General features: G+C 73.6%; 21 protein-coding genes. 9 read left to right on the top strand and 12 right to left on the bottom strand.

What is annotated here, in order from left to right:
* Positions 1-282: 282 nt before the first annotated feature.
* From pruA to ABTY56_RS30280, 4 genes are all read right to left on the bottom strand, one after another.
* The gene (gene pruA, locus ABTY56_RS30295) at positions 283-1,908 is read right to left on the bottom strand and encodes an L-glutamate gamma-semialdehyde dehydrogenase (protein WP_350632565.1); all 1,626 of its coding nucleotides are present in this window, start codon (positions 1,906-1,908) and stop codon (positions 283-285) included.
* Between the two features lie 130 nt (positions 1,909-2,038).
* Positions 2,039-2,695: an HAD family hydrolase gene (locus tag ABTY56_RS30290; RefSeq protein ID WP_350632540.1), complete on the bottom strand. Its 657-nt coding sequence runs from the start codon at positions 2,693-2,695 to the stop codon at positions 2,039-2,041.
* Between the two features lie 96 nt (positions 2,696-2,791).
* Positions 2,792-3,301 carry a DUF6912 family protein gene (locus ABTY56_RS30285; RefSeq protein ID WP_350632539.1) on the bottom strand — a complete coding sequence of 170 codons (510 nt, stop codon included), beginning with the start codon at positions 3,299-3,301 and terminating at the stop codon, positions 2,792-2,794.
* A gap of 117 nt (positions 3,302-3,418) precedes the next feature.
* A complete protein-coding gene (locus tag ABTY56_RS30280) occupies positions 3,419-4,606 on the bottom strand; it encodes a patatin-like phospholipase family protein (RefSeq protein WP_350632538.1) in 1,188 nt (395 codons plus the stop codon).
* 340 nt (positions 4,607-4,946) lie between these two features.
* Here ABTY56_RS30280 and ABTY56_RS30275 point away from each other — a divergent pair, with 340 nt between their 5' ends.
* The gene (locus ABTY56_RS30275) at positions 4,947-5,426 is read left to right on the top strand and encodes an Rv3235 family protein (protein WP_350632537.1); all 480 of its coding nucleotides are present in this window, start codon (positions 4,947-4,949) and stop codon (positions 5,424-5,426) included.
* A gap of 107 nt (positions 5,427-5,533) precedes the next feature.
* Here the strand turns inward: ABTY56_RS30275 and secA are convergent, their stop codons facing one another.
* Entirely contained in the window at positions 5,534-8,296 is a 2,763-nt protein-coding gene (gene secA / locus ABTY56_RS30270; protein ID WP_350632536.1) for a preprotein translocase subunit SecA, read from the bottom strand.
* A 242-nt stretch (positions 8,297-8,538) separates the two neighbouring features.
* Between secA and ABTY56_RS30265 the strand changes: the two genes are divergently transcribed.
* On the top strand, positions 8,539-9,096 hold the full coding sequence (locus ABTY56_RS30265) for a GNAT family N-acetyltransferase (RefSeq protein ID WP_350632535.1): 558 nt from the start codon (positions 8,539-8,541) through the stop codon (positions 9,094-9,096).
* Between the two features lie 64 nt (positions 9,097-9,160).
* Entirely contained in the window at positions 9,161-10,369 is a 1,209-nt protein-coding gene (locus tag ABTY56_RS30260; protein WP_350632534.1) for a winged helix-turn-helix domain-containing protein, read from the top strand.
* 51 nt (positions 10,370-10,420) lie between these two features.
* Here ABTY56_RS30260 and ABTY56_RS30255 read toward each other — a convergent pair whose 3' ends face one another.
* Positions 10,421-11,173 (bottom strand): response regulator, encoded by a 753-nt coding sequence (locus ABTY56_RS30255; protein WP_350521751.1) that lies wholly within the window; start codon positions 11,171-11,173, stop codon positions 10,421-10,423.
* A gap of 202 nt (positions 11,174-11,375) precedes the next feature.
* Positions 11,376-12,068, bottom strand: coding sequence for a ribosome hibernation-promoting factor, HPF/YfiA family (gene hpf, locus ABTY56_RS30250; protein WP_350521750.1), 693 nt, complete (start codon positions 12,066-12,068; stop codon positions 11,376-11,378).
* Positions 12,069-12,440: 372 nt separating this feature from the next.
* Here hpf and ABTY56_RS30245 point away from each other — a divergent pair, with 372 nt between their 5' ends.
* A complete protein-coding gene (locus ABTY56_RS30245; protein ID WP_350632533.1) occupies positions 12,441-13,163 on the top strand; it encodes a ComF family protein in 723 nt (240 codons plus the stop codon).
* A gap of 96 nt (positions 13,164-13,259) precedes the next feature.
* Here ABTY56_RS30245 and ABTY56_RS30240 read toward each other — a convergent pair whose 3' ends face one another.
* The 3 genes from ABTY56_RS30240 to mtrA are packed head-to-tail and all read right to left on the bottom strand — an operon-like array spanning position 13,260 to position 17,911.
* Positions 13,260-15,152: an LpqB family beta-propeller domain-containing protein gene (locus ABTY56_RS30240; protein WP_350632532.1), complete on the bottom strand. Its 1,893-nt coding sequence runs from the start codon at positions 15,150-15,152 to the stop codon at positions 13,260-13,262.
* Positions 15,127-17,232 carry an MtrAB system histidine kinase MtrB gene (gene mtrB / locus ABTY56_RS30235; protein WP_502893215.1) on the bottom strand — a complete coding sequence of 702 codons (2,106 nt, stop codon included), beginning with the start codon at positions 17,230-17,232 and terminating at the stop codon, positions 15,127-15,129. The genes ABTY56_RS30240 and mtrB overlap by 26 nt, the downstream gene beginning before the upstream one ends.
* 1 nt (position 17,233) lies before the next feature.
* Positions 17,234-17,911 carry an MtrAB system response regulator MtrA gene (gene mtrA / locus ABTY56_RS30230; RefSeq protein WP_030061806.1) on the bottom strand — a complete coding sequence of 226 codons (678 nt, stop codon included), beginning with the start codon at positions 17,909-17,911 and terminating at the stop codon, positions 17,234-17,236.
* Positions 17,912-18,199: 288 nt separating this feature from the next.
* Between mtrA and ABTY56_RS30225 the strand changes: the two genes are divergently transcribed.
* The 5 genes from ABTY56_RS30225 (at position 18,200) to ABTY56_RS30205 (ending at position 23,770) form a co-directional block, all read left to right on the top strand.
* Positions 18,200-19,372, top strand: coding sequence for a DUF7847 domain-containing protein (locus ABTY56_RS30225; RefSeq protein WP_350632531.1), 1,173 nt, complete (start codon positions 18,200-18,202; stop codon positions 19,370-19,372).
* Positions 19,373-19,377: 5 nt separating this feature from the next.
* Complete coding sequence (locus tag ABTY56_RS30220) at positions 19,378-20,085, top strand: DUF4129 domain-containing protein (RefSeq protein WP_350632530.1); 708 nt, start codon at positions 19,378-19,380, stop codon at positions 20,083-20,085.
* Positions 20,082-21,302, top strand: a complete 1,221-nt coding sequence (locus tag ABTY56_RS30215; protein ID WP_350632529.1) for a DUF4350 domain-containing protein — start codon at positions 20,082-20,084, stop codon at positions 21,300-21,302. Before ABTY56_RS30220 ends, ABTY56_RS30215 begins: the two co-directional genes overlap by 4 nt.
* Positions 21,299-22,312 carry an AAA family ATPase gene (locus ABTY56_RS30210; protein WP_502893214.1) on the top strand — a complete coding sequence of 338 codons (1,014 nt, stop codon included), beginning with the start codon at positions 21,299-21,301 and terminating at the stop codon, positions 22,310-22,312. The genes ABTY56_RS30215 and ABTY56_RS30210 overlap by 4 nt, the downstream gene beginning before the upstream one ends.
* 147 nt (positions 22,313-22,459) lie before the next feature.
* Complete coding sequence (locus tag ABTY56_RS30205; RefSeq protein WP_350632528.1) at positions 22,460-23,770, top strand: DUF58 domain-containing protein; 1,311 nt, start codon at positions 22,460-22,462, stop codon at positions 23,768-23,770.
* Positions 23,771-23,793: 23 nt separating this feature from the next.
* Here ABTY56_RS30205 and ABTY56_RS30200 read toward each other — a convergent pair whose 3' ends face one another.
* Both ABTY56_RS30200 and ABTY56_RS30195 read right to left on the bottom strand, forming a co-directional pair.
* On the bottom strand, positions 23,794-24,951 hold the full coding sequence (locus ABTY56_RS30200; RefSeq protein ID WP_350632562.1) for an RNA polymerase sigma factor: 1,158 nt from the start codon (positions 24,949-24,951) through the stop codon (positions 23,794-23,796).
* Positions 24,952-24,959: 8 nt separating this feature from the next.
* Complete coding sequence (locus ABTY56_RS30195; protein ID WP_350632527.1) at positions 24,960-25,367, bottom strand: YciI family protein; 408 nt, start codon at positions 25,365-25,367, stop codon at positions 24,960-24,962.
* Positions 25,368-25,599 lie beyond the last annotated feature (232 nt).

Genomic DNA, 25,599 nt, shown 5'->3' with positions numbered 1-25,599 from the left:
TCTTGGCTCCTGTCGCGCGCCGTTGCGTGACTCGGTGGTGTGTGGGTGTACACCGACGGGTCAGCCGCAATCCTGCCGCACTATCCGACTGAAAGGGGCTCATGGCGCGCATGAAACGTCCTCCCAGTGGGTAGGACGTCACGTTCGTCCTGCAAGCCACCCGACGACGCCAGCCAGCCTAACCGGATCAATCGAAGGTGCACAGGGACAGGGAGGCGCAAACCTGCAGGATGTCGGGTCCGTCCTGGACGGCATGTCCAAACCGGAGGCTGATGTTCACTCTCAGCCCATGTGCGGGTAGCGGTGGTCGGTCGGCGGCACGAAGGACTCCTTGATCGAACGGGCGGAGGTCCAGCGCAGGAGGTTCTGGGCGGCTCCGGCCTTGTCGTTGGTGCCGGAGGCCCGGCCGCCGCCGAAGGGCTGCTGACCGACGACGGCGCCGGTGGGTTTGTCGTTGATGTAGAAGTTCCCGGCGGTGAAGCGCAGCTCCTCGACGGCCTGGGCGATGGCGTAACGATCCTGCGCGATCACCGCGCCGGTCAGGCCGTACGGGGCACCGTCGTCGATCCGGCGGAACACGTCGTCCCAGCGGGAGTCCTCGTAGACGTGGACGGCGAGGATCGGGCCGAAGTACTCGGTCCGGAAGATCTCGGCGCGGTGGTCGGAGGTGACCAGCACGGTGGGCCGGACGAACCAGCCGATCGCGTCGTCGTACTGGCCGCCGGCCGCCAGCTCGATCGTCGGGTCGGCCTTGGCGCGGTCGATGGCGTCCCGGTTCTTCTCGAAGGCGCGCCGGTCGATCAGGGCGCCCATGAAGTTGGACAGGTCGGTCACGTCGCCCACGGCGAGCGCGTCCACCTCGGCCAGGAGGTCGTCCTTGATCTTCTGCCAGAGGCTGCGCGGCAGGTACGCGCGGGAGAGCGCGGAGCACTTCTGGCCCTGGTACTCGAAGGCGCCGCGGATCAGTGCGGTCTTGAGGATCTCCGGGTCGGCCGACCGGTGCGCCAGCAGGAAGTCCTTGCCGCCGGTCTCGCCGACGATCCTCGGGTACGTGCGGTAGCCGCCGAGGTTGGCGCCGATGGTCTGCCACAGGTGCCGGAAGGTGGCGGTGGAGCCGGTGAAGTGCAGCCCGGCGAGTGCCGGGTCGGCCAGCGCGACCGGGGAGACCTGCAGGCCGTCGCCGGTCACCAGGTTGATCACCCCGGGCGGCAGGCCGGCCGCCTCCAGCAGCCGCATCAGGTGGTACGCGGCCAGGGTCTGGGTCGGTGCCGGCTTCCAGACCACGGTGTTGCCCATCAGCGCGGGGGCGGTGGGCAGGTTGCCCGCGATCGCCGTGAAGTTGAACGGCGTGATCGCGTAGACGAAGCCCTCCAGCGGGCGGTGGTCGGTGCGGTTCCACACGCCGGGCGAGGACAGCGGCTGGTCGGCCAGGATCTGCCGGGCGAAATGGACGTTGAACCGCCAGAAGTCGATCAGCTCGCAGGCCGAGTCGATCTCGGCCTGCTGCGCGGTCTTGGACTGGCCGAGCATGGTGGCCGCGTTCAGCGTCTCCCGCCAGGGCCCGGCGAGCAGGTCGGCGGCGCGCAGGAACACCGCGGCACGGTCGTCGAAGGAGAGCGAGCGCCACTGCCGCCCGGCGGCCAGCGCCGCGTCCACCGCCGCCCGGGCGTCCTCCCGGGTGGCGTTGCCGAGCACGCCCAGCTTGGCCGCGTGGTGGTGCGGCTGGACCACCTCGATCCGCTCGCCGCCGCCGAACCGCTGCTCGCCGCCGATGGTCATCGGCAGCGGGACCTGCTCGGCCGCCAGCTCGTCCAGCCGCCGGACCAGCCGGTCCCGCTCCGGACTGCCGGGCGCGTACGCGTGCACCGGCTCGTTGACCGGGATCGGCACCTCGGTGACTGCGTCGATGGGCATGGCGGCTCCGTCCTGCTGACTGCTCGGCTGTCGGTCCAGCCTGACCAGCGACGGCCCGATCCGCCCGCTCAGACACGCGGACGGCGGACGTGGCGCCCGCCACTGCGGCCCCGCCCGGGCGCGCTCAGCCGGTGATCCGGCCCGCCAGCGCGACCGCCTCGGCAAGGGTGTCCACCACCGGGACGCCGACCGGCTCCAACTTCTCCCGGGTGTGCGAGCCGCCCGTGTACAGCACCGCGTGCGCGCCCACGCTCAGCGCCGCCAGGGCGTCGTCCGCGGCGTCGCCGATCAGCACGGTCCGGGCCGGGTCCACCTGCTCGCCGAGCGCCGCCAGGTGCCGGACCAGGTGCTCCGCCTTCTGCCCGCCGGCCGGGCCGCTGCGGCCGTCCACCCGCAGGAAGTGGCCGGTCAGACGGAAGGTGTCGACCAGCGGCACCAGCTGGTCGTGGACGTACAGCGACAGCAGCGACTGGCTGTGCCCGGCCGCCTGCCAGCCGGCCACCAGGTCGCGGGCGCCCTCGGTCAGCCCGCAGGACGGGCTCAGCTCGCGGTAGCGGTCGTGGAAGGCGTCGTCCAGCTTCAGCCACTCCTCCTCGGAGGGATCCCGGCCGAGCAGCCGCCGGTAGAAGCGCGGGATCGGGATCTCGTACTGCTCGCGGTACTCCTGCAGGCTCATCGGCCCGACGCCGATGGTCGCGAAAGCGGCGTTGCTCGCCCCGAGCACCGCTTCCATGTCGTGGAAGAGGGTGCCGTTCCAGTCCCAAACGATGTGAGTGCGCACGGGGGACAACGGTAACGCCGGGCACCGACACGCCGGTAGGGCGGAGCTCACGCACCCGCCTCGGGCACCCCGTCGCGCACCCCTCGCGCACCCGCCTCAGGCGAGCAGCGAGGGGATCTCCTGGGTCGCGAACCAGAGCAGGTCGTGGTCCTCGGCGCCGTCCACGGTGAACTGGGCGTCCTGGTCGCCCGCGTCGGCCGCGGCGACCGCGGCGACCGCCGCGGCGACGTCCGTGACCACCTCGTCGTCGGACACGTCCGCGTGCACCGCCGCCGCCTTGGCCAGCCGCACCGGGCCGGCCAGCACCACCCGGCCGAGCGAGGCCTGGTCCTGGTACTCGTCGCCGGGGAACGGCCGCACGGACGCGTCGGCCACGTCCAGCGCCACCACGACCCGGCGGCGCGGGGCGTCCGGCTCGGCCGCCAGCAGCCGCAGGGAGGCCTGGGCGGCGCGGTTCAGCGCCGCGTACTCCAGCTCCTCGATGTCGTCGCTGACGTACCACTCGCGCAGCGCGGGCGTCACGGCGTACGCCGCGGACTGCTCCAGGGCGCCGCCCTCGCGCGCCGCCGCCAGGCCGGTCAGGGTGGTGGGCACGTACACGCGCATCGGTGGCACTCTCCGGTTCGGTCCAGCGGGCTTCGTCCAGCGGAACGGATTCTCCAGCGCCCCAAGAATAAGCTCCGCCGGGCTCCCGTGATCACCTCCCGTCCCGGGTCCGGCCGATCACCGCGCGGCCCGCAGCGCCTCCCGGCTGGTGCGCAGGGCGCTCTCCAGGACCGCGCCGCGGCGGGCCGGGTCCATCATGTTCGGGCCCATCACCGCGAGGTCCGCCAGGGTCGGCGCGAGCAGCCGCACCCGGACGCCCTCGGCCCGCAGCAGCGCGGCCTCGCGCAGCAGCTGCCGGGTGACGGCGCGGCGGTAGCGGCTGACCAGCTGGGCCAGCACGCCGCGCGGACGGTCCCGGGTGCGCCATTCGCGCAGCGCGGCCAGGGTGTCGCGCCCGCGCCCGGCCGACCCTGACCCGTCGGCGCGCCCGGCCCGCTCCACCCGCTCGGGCCGGGGATCCAGCCGCAGGGCCATCGGGGCCAGCACGTACACCTCGTCCAGCCCCCGGCCGAGCAGCAGGTCGGCGTTGGTGGCCGACCAGCAGCCGCCGTCCACGTAGGCCGAACCGTTCAGGCGCACCGGCGCGAACCACCCGGGGATCGCGCAGGAGGCCATCACGGCGTCGGCGACCGCGACCGCCGGGGCGTCCGGGTCGCCGAAGACCACCCGGCGGCCGCTGCGGTAGTCCACGGCGGCGACCCGCAGGGGCGAGCCCGCGGCGTCACCGGCGCCCGCGGCCGTGCCCGGGGTGGGCGCGGGCGGGGCGTCCGCGCCCGGGTCCGGGTCCGGGTCCGGCCAGCCGCCCGGCCCGAGCAGGCCGCGCACCAGCTCGCCGACCGGCGCCAGCGAGCCCTGGCCGTGCGGTGCCATCGCCGAGACCATGGTCAGCAGCGGGTACTCGCGCGGGTGCCGGACGGCGTCACGCAGCAGGTCGGGCGAGCCGATGCCGGCCCGGGGGCGGGGCGGCGTCGCACCGCCGACCGCCGTGTCGTAGTCGAAGGCGAGCCCGGCCAGCGGGCCGTCCTCGATCGGCAGCCCGCGCTGGTGGTCGCGCAGCTGCTCGGGGCGGACACCGCCGGACAGCATCGCGGCGAGGATCGCGCCCGCCGAAGTGCCCAGCAGGACGTCGGCCTCGCCCGGCTGCCGCCCGGTGGCCTCCTCGACGGCGCACAGCGCGCCGACCGTCCAGGCCGCTCCGAGCATGCCACCGCCGCCCAGGACCAGGCCGCGACGGGGTGCGCCCCCGGCGCGCGCGGCGGTGCCCGCGCCCGCCGGGGTCGGCACCGCTACTGCCCGTGTCGTCATACCGGCCGCCCGTCGTCGTGGGGGGTGGCTGCCGCTCCCCTCGGTTCCCGGTCAAGCTCCGATGGTGCGCGCCGGGCCCGGGCGGCGCAATGCGACAGCCCGACGCCGCCACCCGGTCCGCCCAGTCGGAGCGTCCCCTTTCGGGCCGTACGGCTCGCCGCCACACGTCAACCGGACGCCGCTCGACCGCCGCGCCGGCCCGTCGCCGCACTGGCCGGTTCACCCGGATAGGTGAACTCGGAGGCCGGCTCCGGCCGCCCCGGAAAGGCGTTGCGGCCCCGCGCGGGGCACCGCCAGCCTGGCCCCGTCCGTACCCGCACCACCCTGTCGAGGAGCCACCGTGACCGCGCACCCCAACGCCCGTCCCACCGCCCGTCCCGACGCCCGCCTCACCGCCCGTCCGCATCACCGCCCGCGCACCGCCGACGGCACCTGCGACCCGGCCGGGCGCCGACCCCGGCACCCGCGCGCCGCCTGCACGGGCACTCCCGGGCACGACCCCCGCGCGTTGGCCTCCCGGTTCGCCCACCAGCTGGTCGAGGTGCTCACCGGCGCGCGGCCCTCCGGCCAGCTGATGCGGCACACCAGCCTGGACGGCTACGGGCAGCTCGCCTCGCTGGTCCGGATGGGCGCGCTGCGCCGCGGCGGGGCCGCCGACCGGCCCCGGCTCGGCCCGGTGCACGACCGCTCGCCCTCGCCCGACGCGGTCGAGGCCTGCGTCCGGGTCGACCTCGGCCGACGGCACCACATGGTGGCCTTCCGGCTGGAGCAGCGCGGCCCGGCCGGGCAGTGGCAGTGCACCGCCGTGGAGGCCCGGTGACGGCGCACGGCCCGGGAACGGCGCAGGGCGCCGCCCCCGTCCGGGAGCGGCGCCCTGCGCGATGTCCTGCCTGGTGTCCCACGGCCCGCCCGGGCCGTGCGGACGGCTCAGCTCTTGCGGCGGCGGCCCTTGGCCGACTTGGCGGCCTTGCGGCGCTCGGCGCGGGTCATCCCGTCGCCCTCGTCCTCCGGCGCGAGGTCCTCGAAGTCGCCCTCGACCACACCGCCACCGACCTCCACCGAGGGGGCCGTGTAGTGCAGTCGCTGCGGCTTCGGGGCCTCCAGGCCCTTGGCCTTGATCTCCGGGCGGGCGGCGTCCTTCTCCAGCTTGTCGAGCACCACCTGGGCGTCCTCGACCGGGACCTCCTCGACCTGCTGCTCGACCTGGACCTCCAGGTTGAACAGGTAGCCGACGGACTCCTCCTTGATGCCCTCCATCATCGCGGTGAACATGTCGAAGCCCTCGCGCTGGTACTCGACCAGCGGGTCGCGCTGCGCCATGGCCCGCAGGCCGATGCCCTCCTGGAGGTAGTCCATCTCGTAGAGGTGCTCGCGCCAGCGGCGGTCCAGCACCGACAGCACGACCCGGCGCTCCAGCTCGCGCATGATCTCCGCGCCGAGCTGGTCCTCGCGGGCGCCGTACTGCGCCTGGATGTCCTCCTGGACGACCTTGACCAGGAACTCGGGGGTCAGGCCGGCCGAGCCGCCGGCCTCCTCCTCCAGGTCCGCCAGGTCCAGGGTGACCGGGTAGAGCTGCTTGAGCGCGGACCAGAGCTTGTCCAGGTCCCAGTCGTCCTCGAAGCCCTCGCCGGTGGCCGCCTTGACGTAGGCCTCGACGGTGTCGTCCATGAAGTGGCCGACCTGCTCCTGCAGGTCCTCGCCCTCCAGCACGCGGCGGCGCTCGCCGTAGATGACCTCGCGCTGGCGGTTGAGCACCTCGTCGTACTTGAGGACGTTCTTGCGGATCTCGAAGTTCTGCTGCTCGACCTGGGTCTGCGCGGACGCGATCGCGCGGGTGACCATCTTGGACTCGATCGGCACGTCCTCCGGCACGTTGGCCATCGAGAGCACGCGCTCGACCATGCCGGCCTTGAACAGGCGCATCAGGTCGTCGCCCAGCGACAGGTAGAAGCGGGACTCGCCCGGGTCGCCCTGACGGCCGGAGCGGCCGCGCAGCTGGTTGTCGATCCGGCGGGACTCGTGCCGCTCGGTGCCGAGGACGTAGAGGCCGCCGGCCTCCTTGACCTCGTCCTGCTCGGCCTTGACCGAGGCCTTGGCCTTCTCCAGCGCGGCCGGGAAGGCGGCCTCGTACTCGTCCGGGGTGTCCGTCGGGGTGAGCCCGCGCTGCGCCAGCTCGGCGGCGGCCAGGTGGTCGGCGTTGCCGCCCAGCATGATGTCGGTACCGCGGCCGGCCATGTTGGTGGCGACGGTGACGGCGCCCTTGCGGCCGGCCTGCGCGACGATCTGCGCCTCGCGCTCGTGGTGCTTGGCGTTCAGCACCTCGTGCGGGATGCCGCGCTTGCGCAGCTCCTGCGACAGGTACTCGGACTTCTCGACCGACACGGTGCCGACCAGCACCGGCTGGCCCTTCTCGTGCTTCTCGGCGATGTCCTCGACGACGGCGGCGAACTTGGCCGGCTCCGACTTGTAGATCAGGTCGGGCTGGTCGATGCGCAGCGGCGTCTTGTTGGTCGGGATCGGCACCACGCCGAGCTTGTAGATCTGGTGGAACTCGGCGGCCTCGGTGGTGCCGGTACCGGTCATGCCCGCGAGCTTGTCGTACAGGCGGAAGAAGTTCTGCAGGGTGATGGTGGCCAGGGTCTGGTTCTCGTTCTGGACCTCCACCCCCTCCTTGGCCTCGATCGCCTGGTGCATGCCCTCGTTGTAGCGGCGGCCGGCCAGGATGCGACCGGTGTGCTCGTCGACGATCATGACTTCGCCGTTCATGACGACGTAGTCCTTGTCCGCCTTGTACAGCTCCTTGGCCTTGATGGCGTTGTTCAGGAAGCCGACCAGCGGGGTGTTCACCGACTCGTAGAGGTTGTCGATGCCGAGGTAGTCCTCGACCCGGCTGACGCCCTCCTCCAGGATGCCGACGGTGCGCTTCTTCTCGTCGACCTCGTAGTCGCGGTCGATCTTCAGGCGCTGCACCAGCTTGGCGAAGTCGGCGTACCACTTGGTCGCCTGGTCTGCCGGGCCGGAGATGATCAGCGGGGTGCGGGCCTCGTCGATGAGGATCGAGTCGACCTCGTCGACGACCGCGAAGTTGTGGCCGCGCTGGACGAGTTCGTCCTTCGACCAGGCCATGTTGTCGCGCAGGTAGTCGAAGCCGAACTCGTTGTTCGTGCCGTACGTGATGTCCATCCCGTACTGGCGCTTGCGCTCGGCGGGCGTCATGTTGCCCAGGATCACGCCGACTTCGAGGCCGAGGAAGCGGTGCACCCGGCCCATCCACTCCGAGTCGCGCTCGGCGAGGTAGTCGTTGACGGTGATCAGGTGGACGCCCTTGCCGGTCAGCGCGTTCAGGTACGCCGGCAGGGTGCCGACGAGGGTCTTGCCCTCACCGGTGCGCATCTCGGCGACGTACCCGTGGTGCAGCGCCGCGCCACCCATGAGCTGGACGTCGTAGTGCCGCTGGCCGAGCACCCGCTTGGCGGCCTCACGGACGGTGGCGAACGCCTCGGGGAGGATGTCGTCCAGGCTCTCGCCGTCCGCGAGCCGCTGCTTGTACTCGTCGGTCAGTGCCCGCAGCTCGGCGTCGGTGAGGTTGACGAAGTCCTCTTCGATGGAGTTGACCTGGGCAGCAATCCGCTGCAGCTTGCGAAGGATCTTGCCTTCGCCTGCGCGCAGGATCTTGTCGAAGACGGACACTTGAGCGGGCTCCTTGCCTGTATTGGCACTGGACGACTGCACGGGGGGTCCACCCCACCGCACGGGCCATCGTATGCGAGGAGTCCAATGCCCCGGGAGGTGCGTCAGCACGGTATTCCCGTGTCACCCGCGCGAGCACATGGCCCGATAGCACCGTCCACCCGGACAAATCGGTCGACGGGCCGAGGAGTTGGCCCCTTATTCGGATGCCCGCTATTCCGCTCCGGAGAAATAATCCGTTCATGGAAGAGCCCCCGAGCGAACCGGTCACCCTCACCACCGAGCGCCTCGTCCTGCGCGCCCCGGCGGAATCGGACATCGACGCCGTCTTCGCCGCCTGCCAGGACGCGGAGATCCAGCGGTGGACGGTCGTCCCCTCCCCGTACCGGCGCCAGGACGCGGAGTTCTTCGTGCGCGATCTCGCCGTCGGCGGCTGGCGGACGGGCGCGAACCGGATCTGGTGCGTGTTCGAGCGCGGGTCCGGAGCCCTGGTCGGCTCCCAGGGCCTCGTCCTGCGCGAGAACGACCCGGGGTGCGCCGAGATCGGCTGGTGGGCCACGAAGGAGTTCCGCGGCCGCGGCTACACGGTCGAGGCCGCCCGCGCGGTCTCCCGCTTCGGCCTGCGCGAACTCGGCCTGCGCCGCCTGGAGTGGCAGGCCTACGTCGGCAACGAGGGCTCCCGCGCCGTCGCCGAACGGGTCGGCTACCGCTTCGAGGGCACGCTGCGCTCGTACGCCGAGCAGCGCGGCGTCTTCCACGACGCCTGGGTCGCCTCGCTGCTGGCCTCCGACCTGGACTGACGCGGGCCCGGGGCCGCTGTCGGCGCCCGGGGCGCTGTCAGTCCCCGGGGCTACGCTCGCCGGCATGACCGCCGCAGCCCCGCACAGCGCCCCCGTCACCGTCCTGAGCGCCGACGACGCCCGCCGGATCGTCCTGCGGGCCCAGGGTCTGCTCGGCGCGCCCGACCGCCGGGCCGGCGTTCGCGGGGTACTGCGGCACCTGGGCGCCGTCCAGCTGGACACCATCTCGGTGCTCGCCCGCTCGCACGAGCTGGTGCCGTACGCCCGTCTCGGCGCGGTCGGCCGCCCGGCCGTCGAGGCCGCGTACTGGGGCGGCGGCACGAGCTTCGAGTATTGGTCGCACGCGGCCTGCGTCCTGCCGGTCGAGGAGTGGCCGCTGTTCGCCTTCCGGCGCCGCCGCTACCGCGACCGCGGCCACCTCTGGGGCCACCAGGTCACGCCCGAGGCCTACCGGCTGGTGCTCGACCGGCTGCGCGCCGAGGGGCCGTTGACCTCCACCGAGTTGGGCGGTGCCAAGAAGACCGCCGAGTGGTGGGACTGGTCCGACACCAAGATCGCGGTCGAGCGGGCGCTGGCCTTCGGCGACGTGGTCTGCACCGAGCGCCGGAGCTGGAAGCGCGTCTACGCGCTGGCCGAACAGGCCATCCCGGCCGCGCTGTTCGGGCAGGAGCGGTCGGACGAGGAGTGCGTGCGCACCCTGGTCGCGCAGGCCGGCGCCGCGCTCGGCGTGGCCACCCGGGCCGACCTGCTGGACTACCACCGGCTGCGTGCCGAGGAGTTGGACCCGGTGCTCGCCGACTGCGGGCTCGTCCCGGTCGAGGTGGCCGGCTGGGGCCCGGACGGCACCCCGGCCCCGGCCTGGGCCGACCCGGCCGCCCTGGCCGGCACCCCGCGCGGACGCCACCGCACCACGCTGCTCTCGCCGTTCGACTCGCTGATCTGGGACCGCGCCCGCACCGAGCGGATCTTCGGAATGTCGCACCGGCTGGAGGCCTACACCCCCAAGCACAAGCGGGTGCACGGCTACTTCGCGATGCCGCTGCTGACCGGCGGCCGGCTGGTCGGCCGGGTCGACCCGGCCCGCGAGGGCCGCACCCTGATCGCCCGACAGCTCTCGCTGGCCGACGACCGGGGCGGCGCCCGACACCTCGAACCGCTGGCGGCGGCCCTGCGCGAGGCGGCGGCCTGGGTCGGCTGCGACACCGTACGGGTCGAGGCGCTGCACGACGAGCGCCTGCGCCCGGCCCTGGAGAAGCTGCTGGCGGACGCCTGAGCCCCGCCGCGAAGGAGCGGCCGGCGGGCGGGTGAGCCCGCCCGGCCCGGCTCACCCTATTTCGAGGATCTTCTCCCGCATCGCGTACACCACGGCCTCCATCCTGGAGTGCAGTTGGAGCTTCTCCAGGATGTTGCGCACGTGGTTCTTCACGGTGTTCTCGCTGATGAACAGCTCCTTGGCGATCTCCCGGTTGTTCATCCCGGTCGCCACCAGCTTGAGCACCTCCAACTCCCGGTCGGTGAGCCGGGGTGCGGGCACCAGGTCCCGGTCGTCGGAGCGGCGCTGGATCATCGACTTGAACTCGGTGAGCAGCTTGGAGGCCATCGACGGGCTGATCTGCGACTGCCCGTCGGCGACCGCGCGGATCGCGGTGGCGACCTCGTCGGTGGAGATCTCCTTCAGCAGGTAGCCGGTGGCACCCGCCTTGATCGCCTCGTAGAGGTCGGCCTCCTCGTCGCTTATCGTCAGCATGATGATCTTGGTGCTGGGCGCCACGTCCTTGATCGCCGTGCAGGCCTCGATCCCGCTGCGGCGCGGCATCCGGACGTCCATCAGGATGATGTCGGGCAGCAGGTCGGCGGCCTTCAGCACGGCCTCGGCACCGTCCCCCGCCTCGCCGACGACCTTGATGTCCGGCTCCTCCGCCAGGACGATCTCCAATCCCCGCCGGAACAGCGCGTGGTCGTCCACCACCAGCACACGGATCGGCTCACCCCGGTGCGGCGCGTACGCAGGCTCCTCCTCCGGCCCCAACGGCAGTCCGGGCCCAGCCGCGGGCCCCAGCCCGAAGTGATCCCCCATCCGCTCCTCCCCCTTCGCGGGTCGTCGTGCGCCAATCATTCCACGCCCGGCCGCCGCCACGGTCACCCTCCGGTGCCGATTCCCTCGCATCGGGTGACCCCGCGCCCGGAACCCGACCGCGGTCGAACCACCCGGCCCCCGAACGCCGGTGACCCCGGCGGCCGCGGCCACCGGGGTCACCCCTCCATCGCTGCTCGGACGGTCAGTCCTCGTCGTCGGCCCCGCCGATCGCGCCTCCCGCGCCACTGCCCGGCCCGGCCTGCAGATCGGTCTGCAGGTGGATGACACCGTAGTTGTAGCCGTGCCGGCGGTAGACGACGCTGGGCAGGCCGCTGTCCTTCTCCACAAAGAGGTAGAAGTCGTGGCCGACCAGCTCCATCTCGTAGAGCGCCTGGTCCAGCGCCATGGGGGCGGCCGGGTGCGTCTTCTCCCGGACCACCAGCGGGCCTTCGCCCTCCACTTCCAGGGATCCCATCATGGTCTTGCGGACGGCGCCGTTCGTGCCGCCCTCCAGCGACGGCTCCGGCAGCGCGGCCAGGGCCGCGGTCGCCTCGGCGACGCTGATGGGGGTGCGGCCGTTCGCGCCGCCCTTGTGCACCCGGCGCCGGTCTGCGGACTTGCGCAGCTGCGCGTCGAGCTTCGCCGAAGCCAGGTCGAGCGCCGCGTACGGGTCGCCGGCGGCGGCTTCGGCCCGGATCACCGGCCCACGGGTACGGAGGGTGATCTCCACCCGCTCCGACCGGTCGGCCTGCCGCGGGTTGTGCTCCTTGGACACCTCGACGTCGAGGCTGATCACCTTGCCGTCGAACTTCTGGACCTTCTCCAGCTTCTCGGCCACGTGCTCGCGGAACCTCTTGGGCACCTCGGTCTTGCGGCCCTTGACGACGATGTCCACGCAGAACTCCGATCCCTCGTGCTGACGCCGATCCGGGTGCTACCGGATCGGGCTGAGACCCAGCTGGACCAGCCCGTCCACTGCCGGCCCCCCGCCCCCCGCCGCCAGCGGCGGGAAACGACTGGCCCTCACCTCACTTCCTCCCCACCAGGGACGGTTGAAACCCCCCTGGTGCCTTATCGAACACCTCACACGGGGTTTTCGCCTCCCCGGGCGGGAAGGGGGGTATGACCCGATACTGCGATCGGGCGGTCAAGCTGTTGCACCCTGTCTACCCTCCCGAGAGTGAAGTATGGGTAAATACCTGGACAACGACCCCCATACGGCGCATCCTTTGCTCACTCCCCGTGCCCGCCGCCGCCAGGAGCAGCCGTGCCGCCGCCCCCCTCCCCCACCCGTCCACCGTCCGGACACGGACCGTTCGGCCACGCACTGGCCGGGCTGCTGGACGTCCTGCTTCCCGCGAACTGCGCCGGCTGCGGCACCGAACGCACCCAGCTCTGCCCGGCCTGCCGGCGGGTCCTCGCCGGCGCGCGGCCCGGCCCCACCCTGCTGCCCTGGGCGCACGCCGCCGCCCCGTACACCGACCCGGTCCGGCAGTTGCTGCTCGCACACAAGGAGCGGGGCGCGCTGCGGCTGGTCGGCCCGCTCGGCGAGGCCCTCGGACGGGCGGTGCGCTCCGCCCTGGGGGCGCGGGCCGGTGCCGCGCCGCTGCTGCTGGTGCCGATGCCCTCGGCCCGCGCGGCCGTCCGCGCCCGCGGCCACGACCCGACGCTGCGGCTGGCCGGGGCCGCCGCCCGCTCGCTGCGCCGGGCAGGCCTGGACGCCCGGGCGGCGTCGATGCTGCGTCACGCCCGACCGGTCGCCGACCAGACCGGGCTGAACGCGGCGGAGCGCCGCCGCAACCTGCACGGCGCACTCACCGTGCTGCCGCGGGCGAGGGCGGGCCTGGCAGGGCGTCACCCCGTCCTGGTGGACGACCTGGTGACCACCGGGGCCAGCCTCGCCGAGGCCGCCCGGGCACTGGCCGACGCCGGCCTGCCGGCCTGGGCCGCCGCCACGGTCGCGGCCACCGAGCTGCACCCGGCGGGGTGACCGGCGGGCCGACCTGCGTCGCCGACGACGCGTCAGCCCGTACCGGCGGCGCCCCGGACCGGCCCGGACGGTGCGTCGGCCCGCCCGGACGCGGTGTCAGCCCGCGTAGAAGAAGGACTTCGGCTTGTCGATCAGCGGGGCCTCCCGCCACTGGTTGTTGACCAGGCGGTAGGCCTTGAGCTCGCTCGGCTTGCCGTCCGCCTGCTTGACCTCCGCCATCGCGAGCACCGGCGGTGCCTGGGTCAGGCGGTCCCCCCGGGACTCCGAGGCCGCGACGGTCATCATGCTCTCGGCGCTCTGCAGCTGGGTGTCCGTGCTCTGCGACCCGTCGGTGCTGATGAAGTACAGCTGCTGGGTCCGGTCGGCCTCCTTGCCCAGCACCAGCAGCTGGTCGGTCTCCGCCCAGGACACCGAGGCGACGTCGGTGAGCGTGGGGGCCGCCCGGCGCAGCCCGGTGATCTTCACCGTCGGTGCCTGCGGGGTGCCGCCGTGCACCACCAGGCCGAACATCAGCGAGCGGATGGCCACGCCCGGGGTCTTGACCACCAGGGCCACCCGGACACCGTCCGAGGAGATCTTCAGCGACTGCACGGTCTGCCCGGTCAGGCCCTCGACCGGAACGGTGTACGCCTTGTTGCCGCGCACCATCACCACCCGCTGCCCCTGCTGGTTGCGGTCCACCACCCAGAGGTCACCGCGGCCGTCCCAGCTGGGCGACGCGAAACCGTCCTCCTTGTCGCCGGGCTTCGCCTGCGAGGAGAGCACCGGATCGCCCAGGCCCACCGCGGCGTCCGTCAGCGGCACCGAGTAGACCTGGTGGCCGTCCTCGCTGATCGCGGCGGCCTGGGAGCCGCCCCGGCCGACCGCGATGGCGCCGATCGCCGGCTTGGTGTTCGACTGCGGCCGGCCGAGGACGCCGTGGACCGGGTCCCCGGGGCGGCCCTCGTCGGTCGCCACCAGGGCGCCGTCGGCACGCTGGTAGTACTGCGTCGTGGGCGTCGGCCCGGCCAGGGCGCCGGGGCCGGTGGCCGGCACGTCGGTGCGGCTGGCGGTGCAGGAGCCGCGCTGCCCCTTCAGTTCCAGCCGCTCGACCTGGCCCTTGCCCTGGTCGGCGAGGGTGTAGAAGAGCTGGGTCGCCATCCGCCGGCAGGCCATCGGCTCGCCGACGTCCGCCGCGCCGAGCTGCACGTGGGCGACCCGGCTGTCGTCGATGGTCACCCGGTCGACCTTGGCGCCGTTCGGGAAGGCCGTCCGGACCACCGGCGAGAGCCAGGTCGAGGGCCCGCCGGCCAGCGCCTGGGCGGCCGTGGTCAGCGGGTCTATTCGGCGCCGCAGGTAGATCGGGTCGGCGACCAGCACCTCCTGGCCGACGTTGCCGGAGGCCACCGCGGACGGGTCCGGGGCGGTGTAGAAGAACCGCTCGACCTGCCGGAAGCTGTTCCGGAAGTTGGTCTCGTTCATGATCACGCCGGGCGGCAGCTTGTCGATCCGCCACTCGCCGTCCTTCTCCCGGACGAAGGTGAAGTCGGACGAGACGTTGTTGTTCTGCCCGGCCACCTGCAGGTACGAGTGCCTCTCGTCGACGCTGGCGACCAGCTGCCCGCTCACCGTCACCGTGGCCTGGGAGTCGGTGTCGATGACGTCCTGACCACCGGGGATGGTCGTGGACGAGAGCACCCGGATCCCGGCCTCCGGCTTCCAGGCCGCGGCGGCGCTCTCGGTGAGGTACTTGCGTGCGGTCTCGTACCCCTCGTCGGCGGTCACCGCGTCCAGGAACCCGGTCAGCAGCTCGCGCGGCTTGGCGCCCTTGCCGGGCGCCACCGGGTAGACCCTGGCCTGCAGGTTCTTGTCCGCCGAGCCCTGGTTCAGCTCCACCTTGGTGATGCCACCGGAGTCGGGCATGGCGGCGCAGCCACTCGCCGTCAGGGCGAGCAGCGCGCCGGCCACCGCGAGGAGCCGCGGCTCAGTCCTCTTGCTCGTCCCTCGCACGCTGCGACCCCTCCACGTCCGTCCCACCCGTCACGTCCGGCTCCGCCGTCCGCTGTGCCACCGACGGCCGTCCGGGCGTCGGGTCCACCATGACCTGGGCGCCGGTCGCCCCGTAACCCGCTCCCGCCGTCCGCACGTCCGAGGGGTCCGAGCGCGGCCCCTCGGGCATTCGGCTCCGGCCGAGGCCGGGGCCGATGTTCAGCACCCCGCCGAGCCCGCTGCCGAACCCGGGTCCGCTGACGTCCGGCGCCTCCGCGGGCTCCTCGGCGACGGTCATCGCCGTCGAACCGACCGGGCTGATCGCCCGCCGGTACGGCATGCCGTACGTGCCCAGGCCCCGGTTGTTGCGGGAGTCCTCCGGTTCGAGGCGGAACGGCGCCCGGGAGATCTCGCCGCCGCGGGTGCGCGGCAGGGTGAGCCGGAAGTGCGACCCGCCGCCGGGCTCGCCCCAGGCCTGGAGCCAGCCGCCGTGCAGGTGGGCGTCCTCGACCGCGATGGACAGGCCGAGGCCGGTGCCGCCGGTGGTCCGCACCCGGGACGGGTCGGCCCGCCAGAAGCGGTGGAACACCCGGGACGCCTCGCCCGGCTTGAGGCCGATGCCGTAGTCGCGCACGCCGACCGCGACCGCGCCGTCCGCGGAGCCCAGCCGGACCACCACGTCGCGGCCCTCGCCGTGCTCCAGCGCGTTGACCACCAGGTTGCGCAGGATGCGCTCGATGCGGCGGGAGTCCACCTCGGCCAGCACCGGCTCGCCGTCGCCGCGGATCACCACCGCGCTGCCCTTGGCCTCGGCCAGCGGCTCGGCGGCCTCCACCACCCGACCGACGATCTCCCGCAGGTCGACCGGCTCGGCGTCCAGGATGGCGGCGCCGGCGTCGAAGCGGCTGATCTCCAGCAGGTCGGCGAGCAGCGACTCGAAGCGGTCCAGCTGGCCCTGCAGCAGCTCCGCGGAGCGGGCCGCCATCGGGTCCAGGTCCTCGCGGCTGTCGTAGATGAGGTCGGCGGCCATCCGCACCGTGGTCAACGGGGTGCGCAGCTCGTGCGAGACGTCCGAGACGAACCGCCGCTGCACCCGGGACAGCTCCTCCAGCTGGCGGATCTGTGCCTGCAGGGCGTTGGCCATCCGGTTGAACGACTCCCCGAGGCGGGCGATGTCGTCCGTCCCGGTCACCTTCATCCGCTCTTCCAGGTGCCCGTCGGCGAGCCGCTCGGAGATCCCGGCGGCCATCCGGACCGGGGTGACCACCTGGCGCACCACGACCCAGGCGATGCCGCCCATGAGGATCACCACGAACACGCCGGCGGTCGCCAGGGTGCCGGTGACCAGGTTGAGGGTGTCGGTCTCCTGGCCGAAGGAGAACACGTAGAACATCTGGTAGCTGTTCCCGGCCGGGCCGACGAACTGCATGCCGAGGGCCAGCCCGGGCTCGGACTTCACGCTGCTCTCGGGCGCCCGGTGGATCCGGGTCGGCTGGTCGAACATCTGGCCGGGCTCGGACATGAGCTTGGCCCGCAGGGTGTCCGGGATGCTGCTGGGCTGGATGTCGCCCGAGTAGCGCGGCGCGAAGCCCCCGCTGTCCGGGACGACGGCGCCGGTGCCGGGCGCCATCGCGATCACCGAGTAGACCGTCTGCCCGCTCCCGGCCAGGTCGTTGACCTGCCGCAGCAGCCAGGTGCCGGTCTCGTCGACGGTCGGGTCGGCGGTGCCCCGCAGCTTCTGGTCCCTGGCCTCGTCGATCTTCTTCTGCTCGACCTGGAAGCCGATCCTCGCCTGCGCCCGCGCGGCGTCCATCTTGGTGTCGAGCAGGCCGGTGCGCACCTGCGCCACCACGACCACGCCCAGCACCAGGACCACCGCGATGGAGGCCAGCAGGGACACCGCGACCACGCGCAGCTGGATCGACCGCCGGTACAGCGCGGTCACCCGGTGGGTGGGACGGCGCAGCTGACGCTTCACCAGTCCGATCACGCCGGAAGGGCCGCGGCGGCGGCGGGTGGTCGAACTCAGCACGTCCCCGCGCACGGCCCCGGCCCCGTCGGTCGCGGTACCCGACGGGGTCTCGTCAGCCCGGTCCGTCACGTCAGCTGGGTCCGGCCTTGTAGCCGACGCCGCGGACGGTCACCACGATCTCGGGGCGCTCCGGGTCCTTCTCGATCTTGGAACGGAGGCGCTGCACATGGACGTTGACCAGGCGGGTGTCCGCCGCGTGGCGGTAGCCCCAGACCTGCTCCAGCAGCACCTCGCGGGTGAACACCTGCCAGGGCTTGCGGGCCAGCGCGACCAGCAGGTCGAACTCCAGCGGAGTCAGCGGGATGCCCCGGCCGTCCCGCTTCACCGAGTGGCCGGCCACGTCGATCACCAGGTCGCCGATGGTCAGCTGCTCGGGCGTCGGCTCCTCGGCGCGGCGCAGCCGGGCACGAACCCGGGCCACCAGCTCCTTGGGCTTGAACGGCTTGGTGACGTAGTCGTCGGCGCCCGACTCCAGGCCCACCACGACGTCGACCGTGTCGGTCTTCGCGGTCAGCATGACGATCGGAATGCCGGACTCGGCCCGGATCTGCCGACACACGTCGATGCCGTCCCGACCGGGCAGCATCAGGTCGAGCAGGACCAGGTCGGGCTTGGTCTCCCGGAACGCGGCTAGTGCCTTGTCCCCGTCGGCGACGAAAAACGGCTCAAAACCCTCACCACGCAACACGATGCCGAGCATCTCGGCCAGTGCGGAGTCGTCATCAACGACGAGGACGCGTCCCTTCATGCGTCCATCTTCTCATTACCGGATTGTGACCTGCCGCACAGCAGTGCCATTGCTCCAGAACGGCCAACTCCTGCGCCGGGTGAATTCCGGCCATACCGGGCGAATGGCCCCCGGCGGAGCACCTCCGAACCGTCCGCGGCCCGCAGCCCGCCCCACCGCGGGCCCCCGTTGCCGATCAGCAACCGGATCCCCATGGGGCCTGCTCCGACCCCATGGCACGATTGGCGCTGCGCGCGGGTGGAAGATCCATCCGGAGTCGCGCCCACGACGCCCCTCCGAGGAGCAGTGATGACCGACACTCCGGGCTGGGCCTCGCCCGGCTCGTCCGAGCCACCCCGCGACGGCGTCCGGCCCCCGGTCGACGCGCCCGCCGCCGTGCCCGGGCCGTCGGCACCACCGCAGACCACCCCCGGCCGGAACGCCCACCCGGGCGAGCACGGCCGTCCGCAGTGGGGACAGCAGCCCCCCGGCAGCCCGCGGCCGTACGGCTGGGGCGCGCCGCAGAGCCCCAAGCCCGGCGTCATCCCGCTGCGCCCCCTCGGCATGGGCGAACTGCTCGACGGCGCCGTCAGCACCGTCCGCCGGCAGTGGCGGACGGTACTCGCGCTCTCACTCGGCATCGCGGTGGTCGCCCAGGGCGGGACCGTCGTGGTCGACCTGCTGGTCAAGGGCAAGACCGGCGCCGCCACCCAGACCCTGCGGCTGCTGGCCGCCCTGCCGCTGCAGCTGCTGCTCGACGTACTGGCCGCCGCGCTGCTCACCATCGTCGTCAGCCGCGCCGTACTCGGCCGCTCCGCGACGGCCGGCGAGGCCTGGCGCGACGCCCGGCCGCGGCTCCTGCAGCTGCTCGGGCTCACCCTGCTCACCGCCCTGATGGGTTTCGGTGTGGCCCTGCTCGGCTTCGCGCCGTACGTCGGCTACATCACCTCCGGCGCCACTGAGCCCGGAACCGTCGTGCTGCTGGCCCTCGTCGGCCTGCTGGCCCTGCCGGTGGCCGCCTGGCTGTGGATCCGCTACAGCCTCGCCGCCCCCGCGCTGATGCTGGAGAAGCAGGGCGTGACCACCGCGCTGTCCCGCTCGCGACGCCTGGTCCGCGGCGCCTGGTGGCGGGTGTTCGGCATCACCCTGGTCAGCAAGCTGCTGTCGATGGTCGTCGCGGTGGTCATCGCCGTCCCGTTCCGCTTCCTCGGCGTGGTGCTGGGCTTCGACAGCCTCGACAGCCGGGGCCTGACCGGCGCCGCCCAGCAGGGCGCCGCGATGGTGGCCCTCATGGCGGTCGCCGGGATCATCGCCGGCACCCTCACCACCCCCTTCATGGCCGCCGTCGGCGTACTGCTCTACGTCGACCAGCGGATCCGCCGCGAGGCCCTGGACATCGAGCTCGCCCGCGCCGCCGGCCTCCCCGAGTACGGCGGCACCGGCTGGGGCGAGCGGGCCGACCAGACCCCGGCGGGGCGCTGAACCGGATGCCTACCTGGGGGGACAGGCTCCTCGCCGCGGGCGGCGCCCCGGTCACCGTCCCGCGCGATCCCGCGCGCGACGCCGCCCGGGACGAGCTGCTCGACGCCGAGTACCACAAGCACGACCCGTCGATCCTGCAACGGGTAACGGACTGGTTCTGGGACCACATCTCCGGCGCGCTCGGCAGCATCTCCGGCGACGGCACCGACGGCACCACCGGCCTGGTGCTCTTCCTGATCGTCGCGGTGCTGATCGGCGCCGCACTGTGGTGGCGCCTCGGCGCGCCCCGACGCGCCGCCCGCACCATCGGGGACGTGTACGGCGTCGAGGGCCCGCGCAGCGCCGCGCAGTACCGGGCGGACGCCGCCGAGCACGCCGCCGCCGGGCGCTGGGTCGAGGCCGTCCGCGAGCAGATGCGTGCCCTGGTCCGGAGCCTGGAGGAGCGGACCCTGCTCGACACCCGCCCCGGCCGCACCGCCGACGAGGCCGCCGCCGAGGCCGGCCGGGCGCTGCCCGAGCACGCCGCCGCACTGGCCGCGGCCGCCCGGACCTTCGACGACATCGCGTACGGCGAGCGCACCGCCGACCAGGCCGCGTACCGACTGCTGCACGAGCTGGACCGGACGCTGGAGCGCTCCCGTCCCGTCCTCGTACCGGGCTCGGCGGCCGTCCCGGCCCCCGCGCCGGCCCGGGCCCCGGGAGGAACGGCATGACCGCCACCGAAGCCGCGCCGCCGGTCTCCGAGACGCCCCCCGGCACCGCCCCGACCAGCCTCGCCCCCACCGGGCGCGGCCTGTGGCGCCGCGCCCGCTGGTACCTGGCCTTCCTCGGCGCCCTGCTGATCGGCGCCCTCCTCGTGACCTCCCTCGGCCGGGACCACCTCTACCCACGGCTCGACCCGCGCTCGTACGACGACGACGGTGCCCACGCCGTCGTCGCACTCCTCGAACGCCAGGGCCTCAAGGCCGAGTTCACCGCCGACCCGACCGGCAGCCCGGCCGGCCCCGACACCCTCGTCCTGCCCGAGCCCGACCTGCTCTCCCCCGCCCAGCTGCGCGCCGTCGCGGCCGCCCGGCACCGGCGGCTGGTCCTGATCGCCCCGGGCCCGGGCGCCCTCACCGCGCTAGCCCCCGGCATCCGGCTGTCCGAGGAGGACGGCGGCCTGCCGTACGCCTCCGTCCGCAGCACCGACGCGGAGTGCGCGCTCATCGAGGCCGCCCGGGCCGGCAGCGCCCACCTGGGCGGCATGCTCTACACCAGCGGCAGCCGCGGCGAGGGCTGCTACCCGCGCGGCCACGGCTACCCGCTGGTCGGCACCCGGAACGACGACGGCGGCGACGTCATCGTGCTCGGCAGCGGCGCCTTCCTGCAGAACGGGCAGCTCGCCACGGACGGCGACGCCGCCCTGGCGCTCGGCCTGCTCGGCTCGCAGCCCCGCCTGACCTGGCACCTGCCGGACTACTCCGCCCCGCTCGCCGAGGACAACGGCATCAAGAGCTTCGAGGACTACATCCCGAGCGGCTGGCACTGGGCCTACTACCAGCTCGTCGTCGCCGCCGGGCTCGCCGCCCTCTGGCGCGGCCGACGGCTCGGGCCGGTGGTCAGCGAGGACCTGCCCGTGGTGGTCCGCGCCTCCGAGACCACCGAGGGCCGTGCCCGCCTCTACCGCCGCGCCAAGGCCCACGGCCGCGCCGCCGAGGCCCTGCGCCGTGCCGCCGCCCACCGCCTCGCCCCGGCCCTGGGCGTCCCGCTCCGGGCCGGCGTGCCCGACCCCGAAGCACTCTGCGCGGCCGTGGCCGACCGGCTCCCCGACCGGCCCGCCGGGGACGTCCGGGGCCTGCTGTACGGCCCGCCCCCGACCGACGACGCCGCACTGCTGCGGCTCGCCGACGACCTCGACACCCTCGAAAGGCAGGTACGGAACCCGTGACCGACCAGGCAACCGCCCAGCTCCGCACCGTTCCCGGCACGGCGACCGCTACCCCCGGCAGCACCGACCCACGGGCGGCACTGACCGCCCTGCGCGCAGAGATCGGCAAGGCCGTGGTCGGCCAGGACGCCGCCGTCACCGGGCTGGTGGTCGCGCTCCTCTGCGGCGGCCACGTGCTGCTGGAGGGCGTCCCCGGCGTCGCCAAGACCCTGCTGATCCGCACCCTCTCCACCGCGCTCAGCCTGGAGACCAAGCGCATCCAGTTCACCCCCGACCTGATGCCCGGCGACGTCACCGGCTCGCTCGTCTACGACGCGCGCACCGCCGAGTTCTCCTTCCAGCCCGGCCCGGTCTTCACCAACCTGCTGCTCGCCGACGAGATCAACCGCACCCCGCCGAAGACCCAGGCCGCCCTGCTGGAGGCCATGGAGGAGCACCAGGTCACGGTCGACGGCGAACCGCGCGCCCTGCCCGTCCCGTTCCTGGTCGCCGCGACCCAGAACCCGGTCGAGTACGAGGGCACCTACCCGCTGCCCGAGGCCCAGCTGGACCGTTTCCTTCTCAAGCTGATCCTGCCGCTGCCCGACCGCGACCAGGAGTTCCAGGTCCTCGCCCGGCACGCCGCCGGCTTCGACCCCCGCGACCTCGCCGCCGCCGGCGTCCGCCCGGTCGCCGGGCCCGAGCACCTCGCCGCCGCCCGCGCGCAGATCGCCAAGCTGACCGTGTCCCCCGAGGTCCTCGCCTACATCGTCGACCTCTGCCGGGCCACCCGGCAGTCCCCGTCGCTGTCCATCGGCGTCTCCCCGCGCGGCGCCACCGCCCTGCTCGCGGCCTCGCGGGCCTGGGCCTGGCTGGCAGGCCGCGACTACGTCACCCCGGACGACGTCAAGGCGCTCGCCCTGCCCACCCTGCGGCACCGGGTGGCACTGCGCGCCGAGGCCGAGATGGAGGGCGTCACCGCGGACTCCGTCATCCAGGCGGTCCTCGCCCAGACGCCCGCACCCCGCTGATCCGACCGGTCACCTGATCCGCCTGATCCGCCTGACACGACCGATCCGCCTGATCCCGACCGATCCGCCTGATCCACCGACCGCGCCCCGCCGCCCGTCGTCCCGCCGCGGGGCCCGGGGCGACGGGTCTCCGAAGGAGCGCACCGCATGGCCCTCACCGGGCGAACCGCCCTGCTCGCCGCGCTCGGCGCGCTCGTCGTGGGCCTGCTGCTGCCGTCGACGTCCGGGATCTGGCTGGTCACCGGCGTGGTCCTGCTCGCCGCCGCGGTCGACCTGGTGCTCGCCGCGCCCGTCCGCGGCCTGCGGTTCGAGCGGGGCGGCGACACCACCGTCCGGCTCGGCGAGCCGGCGTCGGTCGAACTGACCGTCACCAACCCCTCCGGGCGTCCCCTCCGCGCCCTGGTCCGGGACGCCTGGGCCCCGTCCTCCTGGCGCCCCGGCACCGCCGAGACCGCCTCCCGGCACACCCTGACCGTCCCGAGCGGCGAACGGCGCCGGACCGTCACCGTGCTCGGCCCGACCCGCCGCGGCGACCACCACGCCCACCGGGTGACGGTCCGCTCGTTCGGCCCGCTCGGCCTCGCCGCCCGCCAGGGCTCCCACCTGGTCCCCTGGACGGTCCGCGCGCTCCCCCCGTTCGCCAGCCGCAAGCACCTGCCCTCCCGGCTCGCCCGCCTGCGCGAACTCGACGGCCGCACCTCGGTGTTGACCCGCGGCCAGGGCACCGAGTTCGACTCCCTGCGCGAGTACCTGCCCGGCGACGACGTCCGCTCCATCGACTGGCGCGCCAGCGCCCGCCGCAACACCGTCGCCGTCCGCACCTGGCGCCCCGAACGCGACCGGCACATCCTCGTCGTCCTCGACACCGGCCGCACCTCGGCCGGCCGTGTCGGCGACGCCCCCCGACTGGACGCCACCCTCGACGCGGCCCTGCTGCTCACCGCCCTCGCCACCCGCGCCGGGGACCGCGTCGACCTGCTCGCCCACGACGCCGTCAAGCGCGTCTCCGTGGCCGGCTGCTCGGCCCACGAGGTGCTGCCCGCCTTCACCAACGCGATGGCCGGCCTGGAGCCCGCGCTGCACGAGACCGACATGCGCTCGCTGGTCTCCACCGCCCTCAAGATGGCGCCGCAGCGCTCGCTGATCGTCCTGCTCACCGGCCTCGACGCGGCGCCGGTCGAGGACGGCCTGCGCCCGCTGCTGCCGCTGCTCACCAAGCGTCACGAGGTCGTCCTCGCCTCCGTCGCCGACCCGCAGCTGGACGTCCTCGCCGCCGGCCGCGGCACCGTCGAGGCGGTCTACGGCGCGGCGGCCGCCGAGCAGACCCGCGCCGACCGCCGCACCACCGCCGACCGTCTCACCCGCCACGGCGTCACCGTCCTCGACGCCCCGCCCACGCAGATCGCCCCGGCCCTGGCCGACACCTACCTGGCGCTGAAGGCGGCCGGCCGCCTCTGACCCGTTCGGGCAGCGCGCCCCCCTCAGCGTGGCCGACGGGCGTTCAACCCGGCGTTGAGCCGGGCCGCCTGACGCGTCAGGTAGTCGCGCTCGGCGAGGTTGGACGCCTTCTGCGCCGCCTCGACGTACAGCCGTGCCGCCGTCCCCGGGTCGCCGTCGCGCTCGTGGAGGTACGCCGCCACCGCCGTGTGGCGGGGCAGCGAGTCGTCCAGCTCCGCGAGCGCCGCCAGCCCGGCCCGCGGCCCGTCCGCCTCGCCGACCGCCACCGCACGGTTGAGCCGGGCGACCGGACTGCCCGTCAGGCGCACGAGCTCGTCGTACCACTCGACGATCTGCACCCAGTCCGTCTCCTCGGCCGTGGGCGCGTCGGCGTGCAGCGCGGCCACGGCGGCCTGGGCCTGGAACTCGCCCAACCGGTCGCGGGCGAGGGCGCCCTGCAGGATCCCGACGCCCTCGGCGATCGACCCGGTGTCCCACCTGCTGCGGTCCTGCTCGGCCAGCGGCACCAGGCTGCCGTCGGACGCGGTGCGGCCGGCCCGTCGGGCGTGGTGCAGCAGCATCAGGGCCAGCAGTCCGGCCACCTCGGGGTGGTCGATCGCGGCCGCGAGCTGCCGGGTGAGCCGGATGGCCTCGGCGGCGAGGTCGACGTCCCCGGAGTACCCCTCGTTGAACACCAGGTACAGCACTCGCAGCACGGTGGAGAGGTCACCCGGCTGGTCGAACCGCACGCCGGAGACGGTGCGCTTGGCCCGGCTGATGCGCTGGGCCATGGTCGCCTCCGGCACCAGATAGGCCTGCGCGATCTGGCGGGTGGTCAGACCTCCCACGGCCCGCAGGGTGAGCGCCACCGCCGAGGACGGCGTCAACGACGGGTGGGCGCACAGGAAGTAGAGCCGGAGCGTGTCGTCCTCTTCGGCCGCCGGCCCCGGAGCCGGCTCCTGGTCGACCAGGTCCTCACGCCGGCGGCGGGCGGTGTCCGACCGCGCAACGTCGAGGAACTTGCGCCAGGCCACGGTGACCAGCCAGCCCTTGGGGTCGCGGGGCTGCTCACCCGGCCAGACGCGGACCGCCTCGACCAGCGCTTCCTGAACCGCGTCCTCGGCCGCCGCGAAGTCGGCTCCGCGGCGGACGAGGATCCCGAGCACGCTCGGCGTGAGGCTCCGGAGCAGGGCCTCGTTCATCGGGAAGGTCACTCCGTGATGGTCGGCGGCGCGGCCAGGAACGGACGCAGCTCCAGCCACTCGTGGATCGGCTTGCCGCCCGCCCCCGGCGCCGCCGACAGCTCCCCGGCCAGTTCGACGGCGCGCTCGTAACTGTCGACGTCGATCACCATCCAGCCGGCGATGAGGTCCTTGGTCTCCGCGAACGGGCCGTCGGTGACCGGCGGGCGGCCCTCACCGTCGTACCGCACCCACGTCCCCTCGGGGGCGAGTGCCTGGCCGTCGACGAACTCGCCGGTCTTCTCCAGCCGGACCGCGAAGTCCTGCATGTACCGGATGTGCGCGGAGATCTCCTCCGGCGTCCACTGGTCCATCGGCACGCAGTTCACCGCGTCCGGGGCGCCTCGGTAGTGCTTGAGCAGCAGGTACTTGGCCATCGTGCTTCTCCCTCGGTGCTGGTGCCACCCATTGTGGGCCGCATTCACCCCGGGGACGGAGCAGACCACGGCTTCTCGACACCGCCGGCCAAGATTTTTTGGGGGCGCCTCCCCGAACGGCCCCTCACTGGTCCGGGAACGCGAAGAACCCCCATCCGGAATCCGGATGGGGGTTCTTCACAATGATTGTTCGGCGGCGTCCTACTCTCCCACAGGGTCCCCCCTGCAGTAC

This window comes from Kitasatospora sp. NPDC097691, from assembly GCF_040302665.1.
In the GTDB taxonomy this organism is placed as follows: Bacteria; Actinomycetota; Actinomycetes; order Streptomycetales; family Streptomycetaceae; genus Kitasatospora.
Note: the sequence above shows the minus strand (reverse complement) of the source record. Positions and strands in the feature narration are given on the sequence as shown.

Coding starts and splice junctions, on each gene's coding strand:
- ABTY56_RS30280 (WP_350632538.1), bottom strand. CDS start 4,606: ATGACGACACGGGCAGTAGCGGTGCCGACCCCGGCGGGCGCGGGCACC.
- ABTY56_RS30205 (WP_350632528.1), top strand. CDS start 22,460: ATGGCCCTCACCGGGCGAACCGCCCTGCTCGCCGCGCTCGGCGCGCTC.
- ABTY56_RS30220 (WP_350632530.1), top strand. CDS start 19,378: ATGCCTACCTGGGGGGACAGGCTCCTCGCCGCGGGCGGCGCCCCGGTC.
- ABTY56_RS30255 (WP_350521751.1), bottom strand. CDS start 11,173: ATGGGGGATCACTTCGGGCTGGGGCCCGCGGCTGGGCCCGGACTGCCG.
- ABTY56_RS30215 (WP_350632529.1), top strand. CDS start 20,082: ATGACCGCCACCGAAGCCGCGCCGCCGGTCTCCGAGACGCCCCCCGGC.
- ABTY56_RS30285 (WP_350632539.1), bottom strand. CDS start 3,301: ATGCGCGTGTACGTGCCCACCACCCTGACCGGCCTGGCGGCGGCGCGC.
- mtrA (WP_030061806.1), bottom strand. CDS start 17,911: ATGAAGGGACGCGTCCTCGTCGTTGATGACGACTCCGCACTGGCCGAG.
- ABTY56_RS30260 (WP_350632534.1), top strand. CDS start 9,161: ATGACCGCCGCAGCCCCGCACAGCGCCCCCGTCACCGTCCTGAGCGCC.
- ABTY56_RS30225 (WP_350632531.1), top strand. CDS start 18,200: ATGACCGACACTCCGGGCTGGGCCTCGCCCGGCTCGTCCGAGCCACCC.
- ABTY56_RS30195 (WP_350632527.1), bottom strand. CDS start 25,367: ATGGCCAAGTACCTGCTGCTCAAGCACTACCGAGGCGCCCCGGACGCG.
- ABTY56_RS30200 (WP_350632562.1), bottom strand. CDS start 24,951: ATGAACGAGGCCCTGCTCCGGAGCCTCACGCCGAGCGTGCTCGGGATC.
- ABTY56_RS30265 (WP_350632535.1), top strand. CDS start 8,539: ATGGAAGAGCCCCCGAGCGAACCGGTCACCCTCACCACCGAGCGCCTC.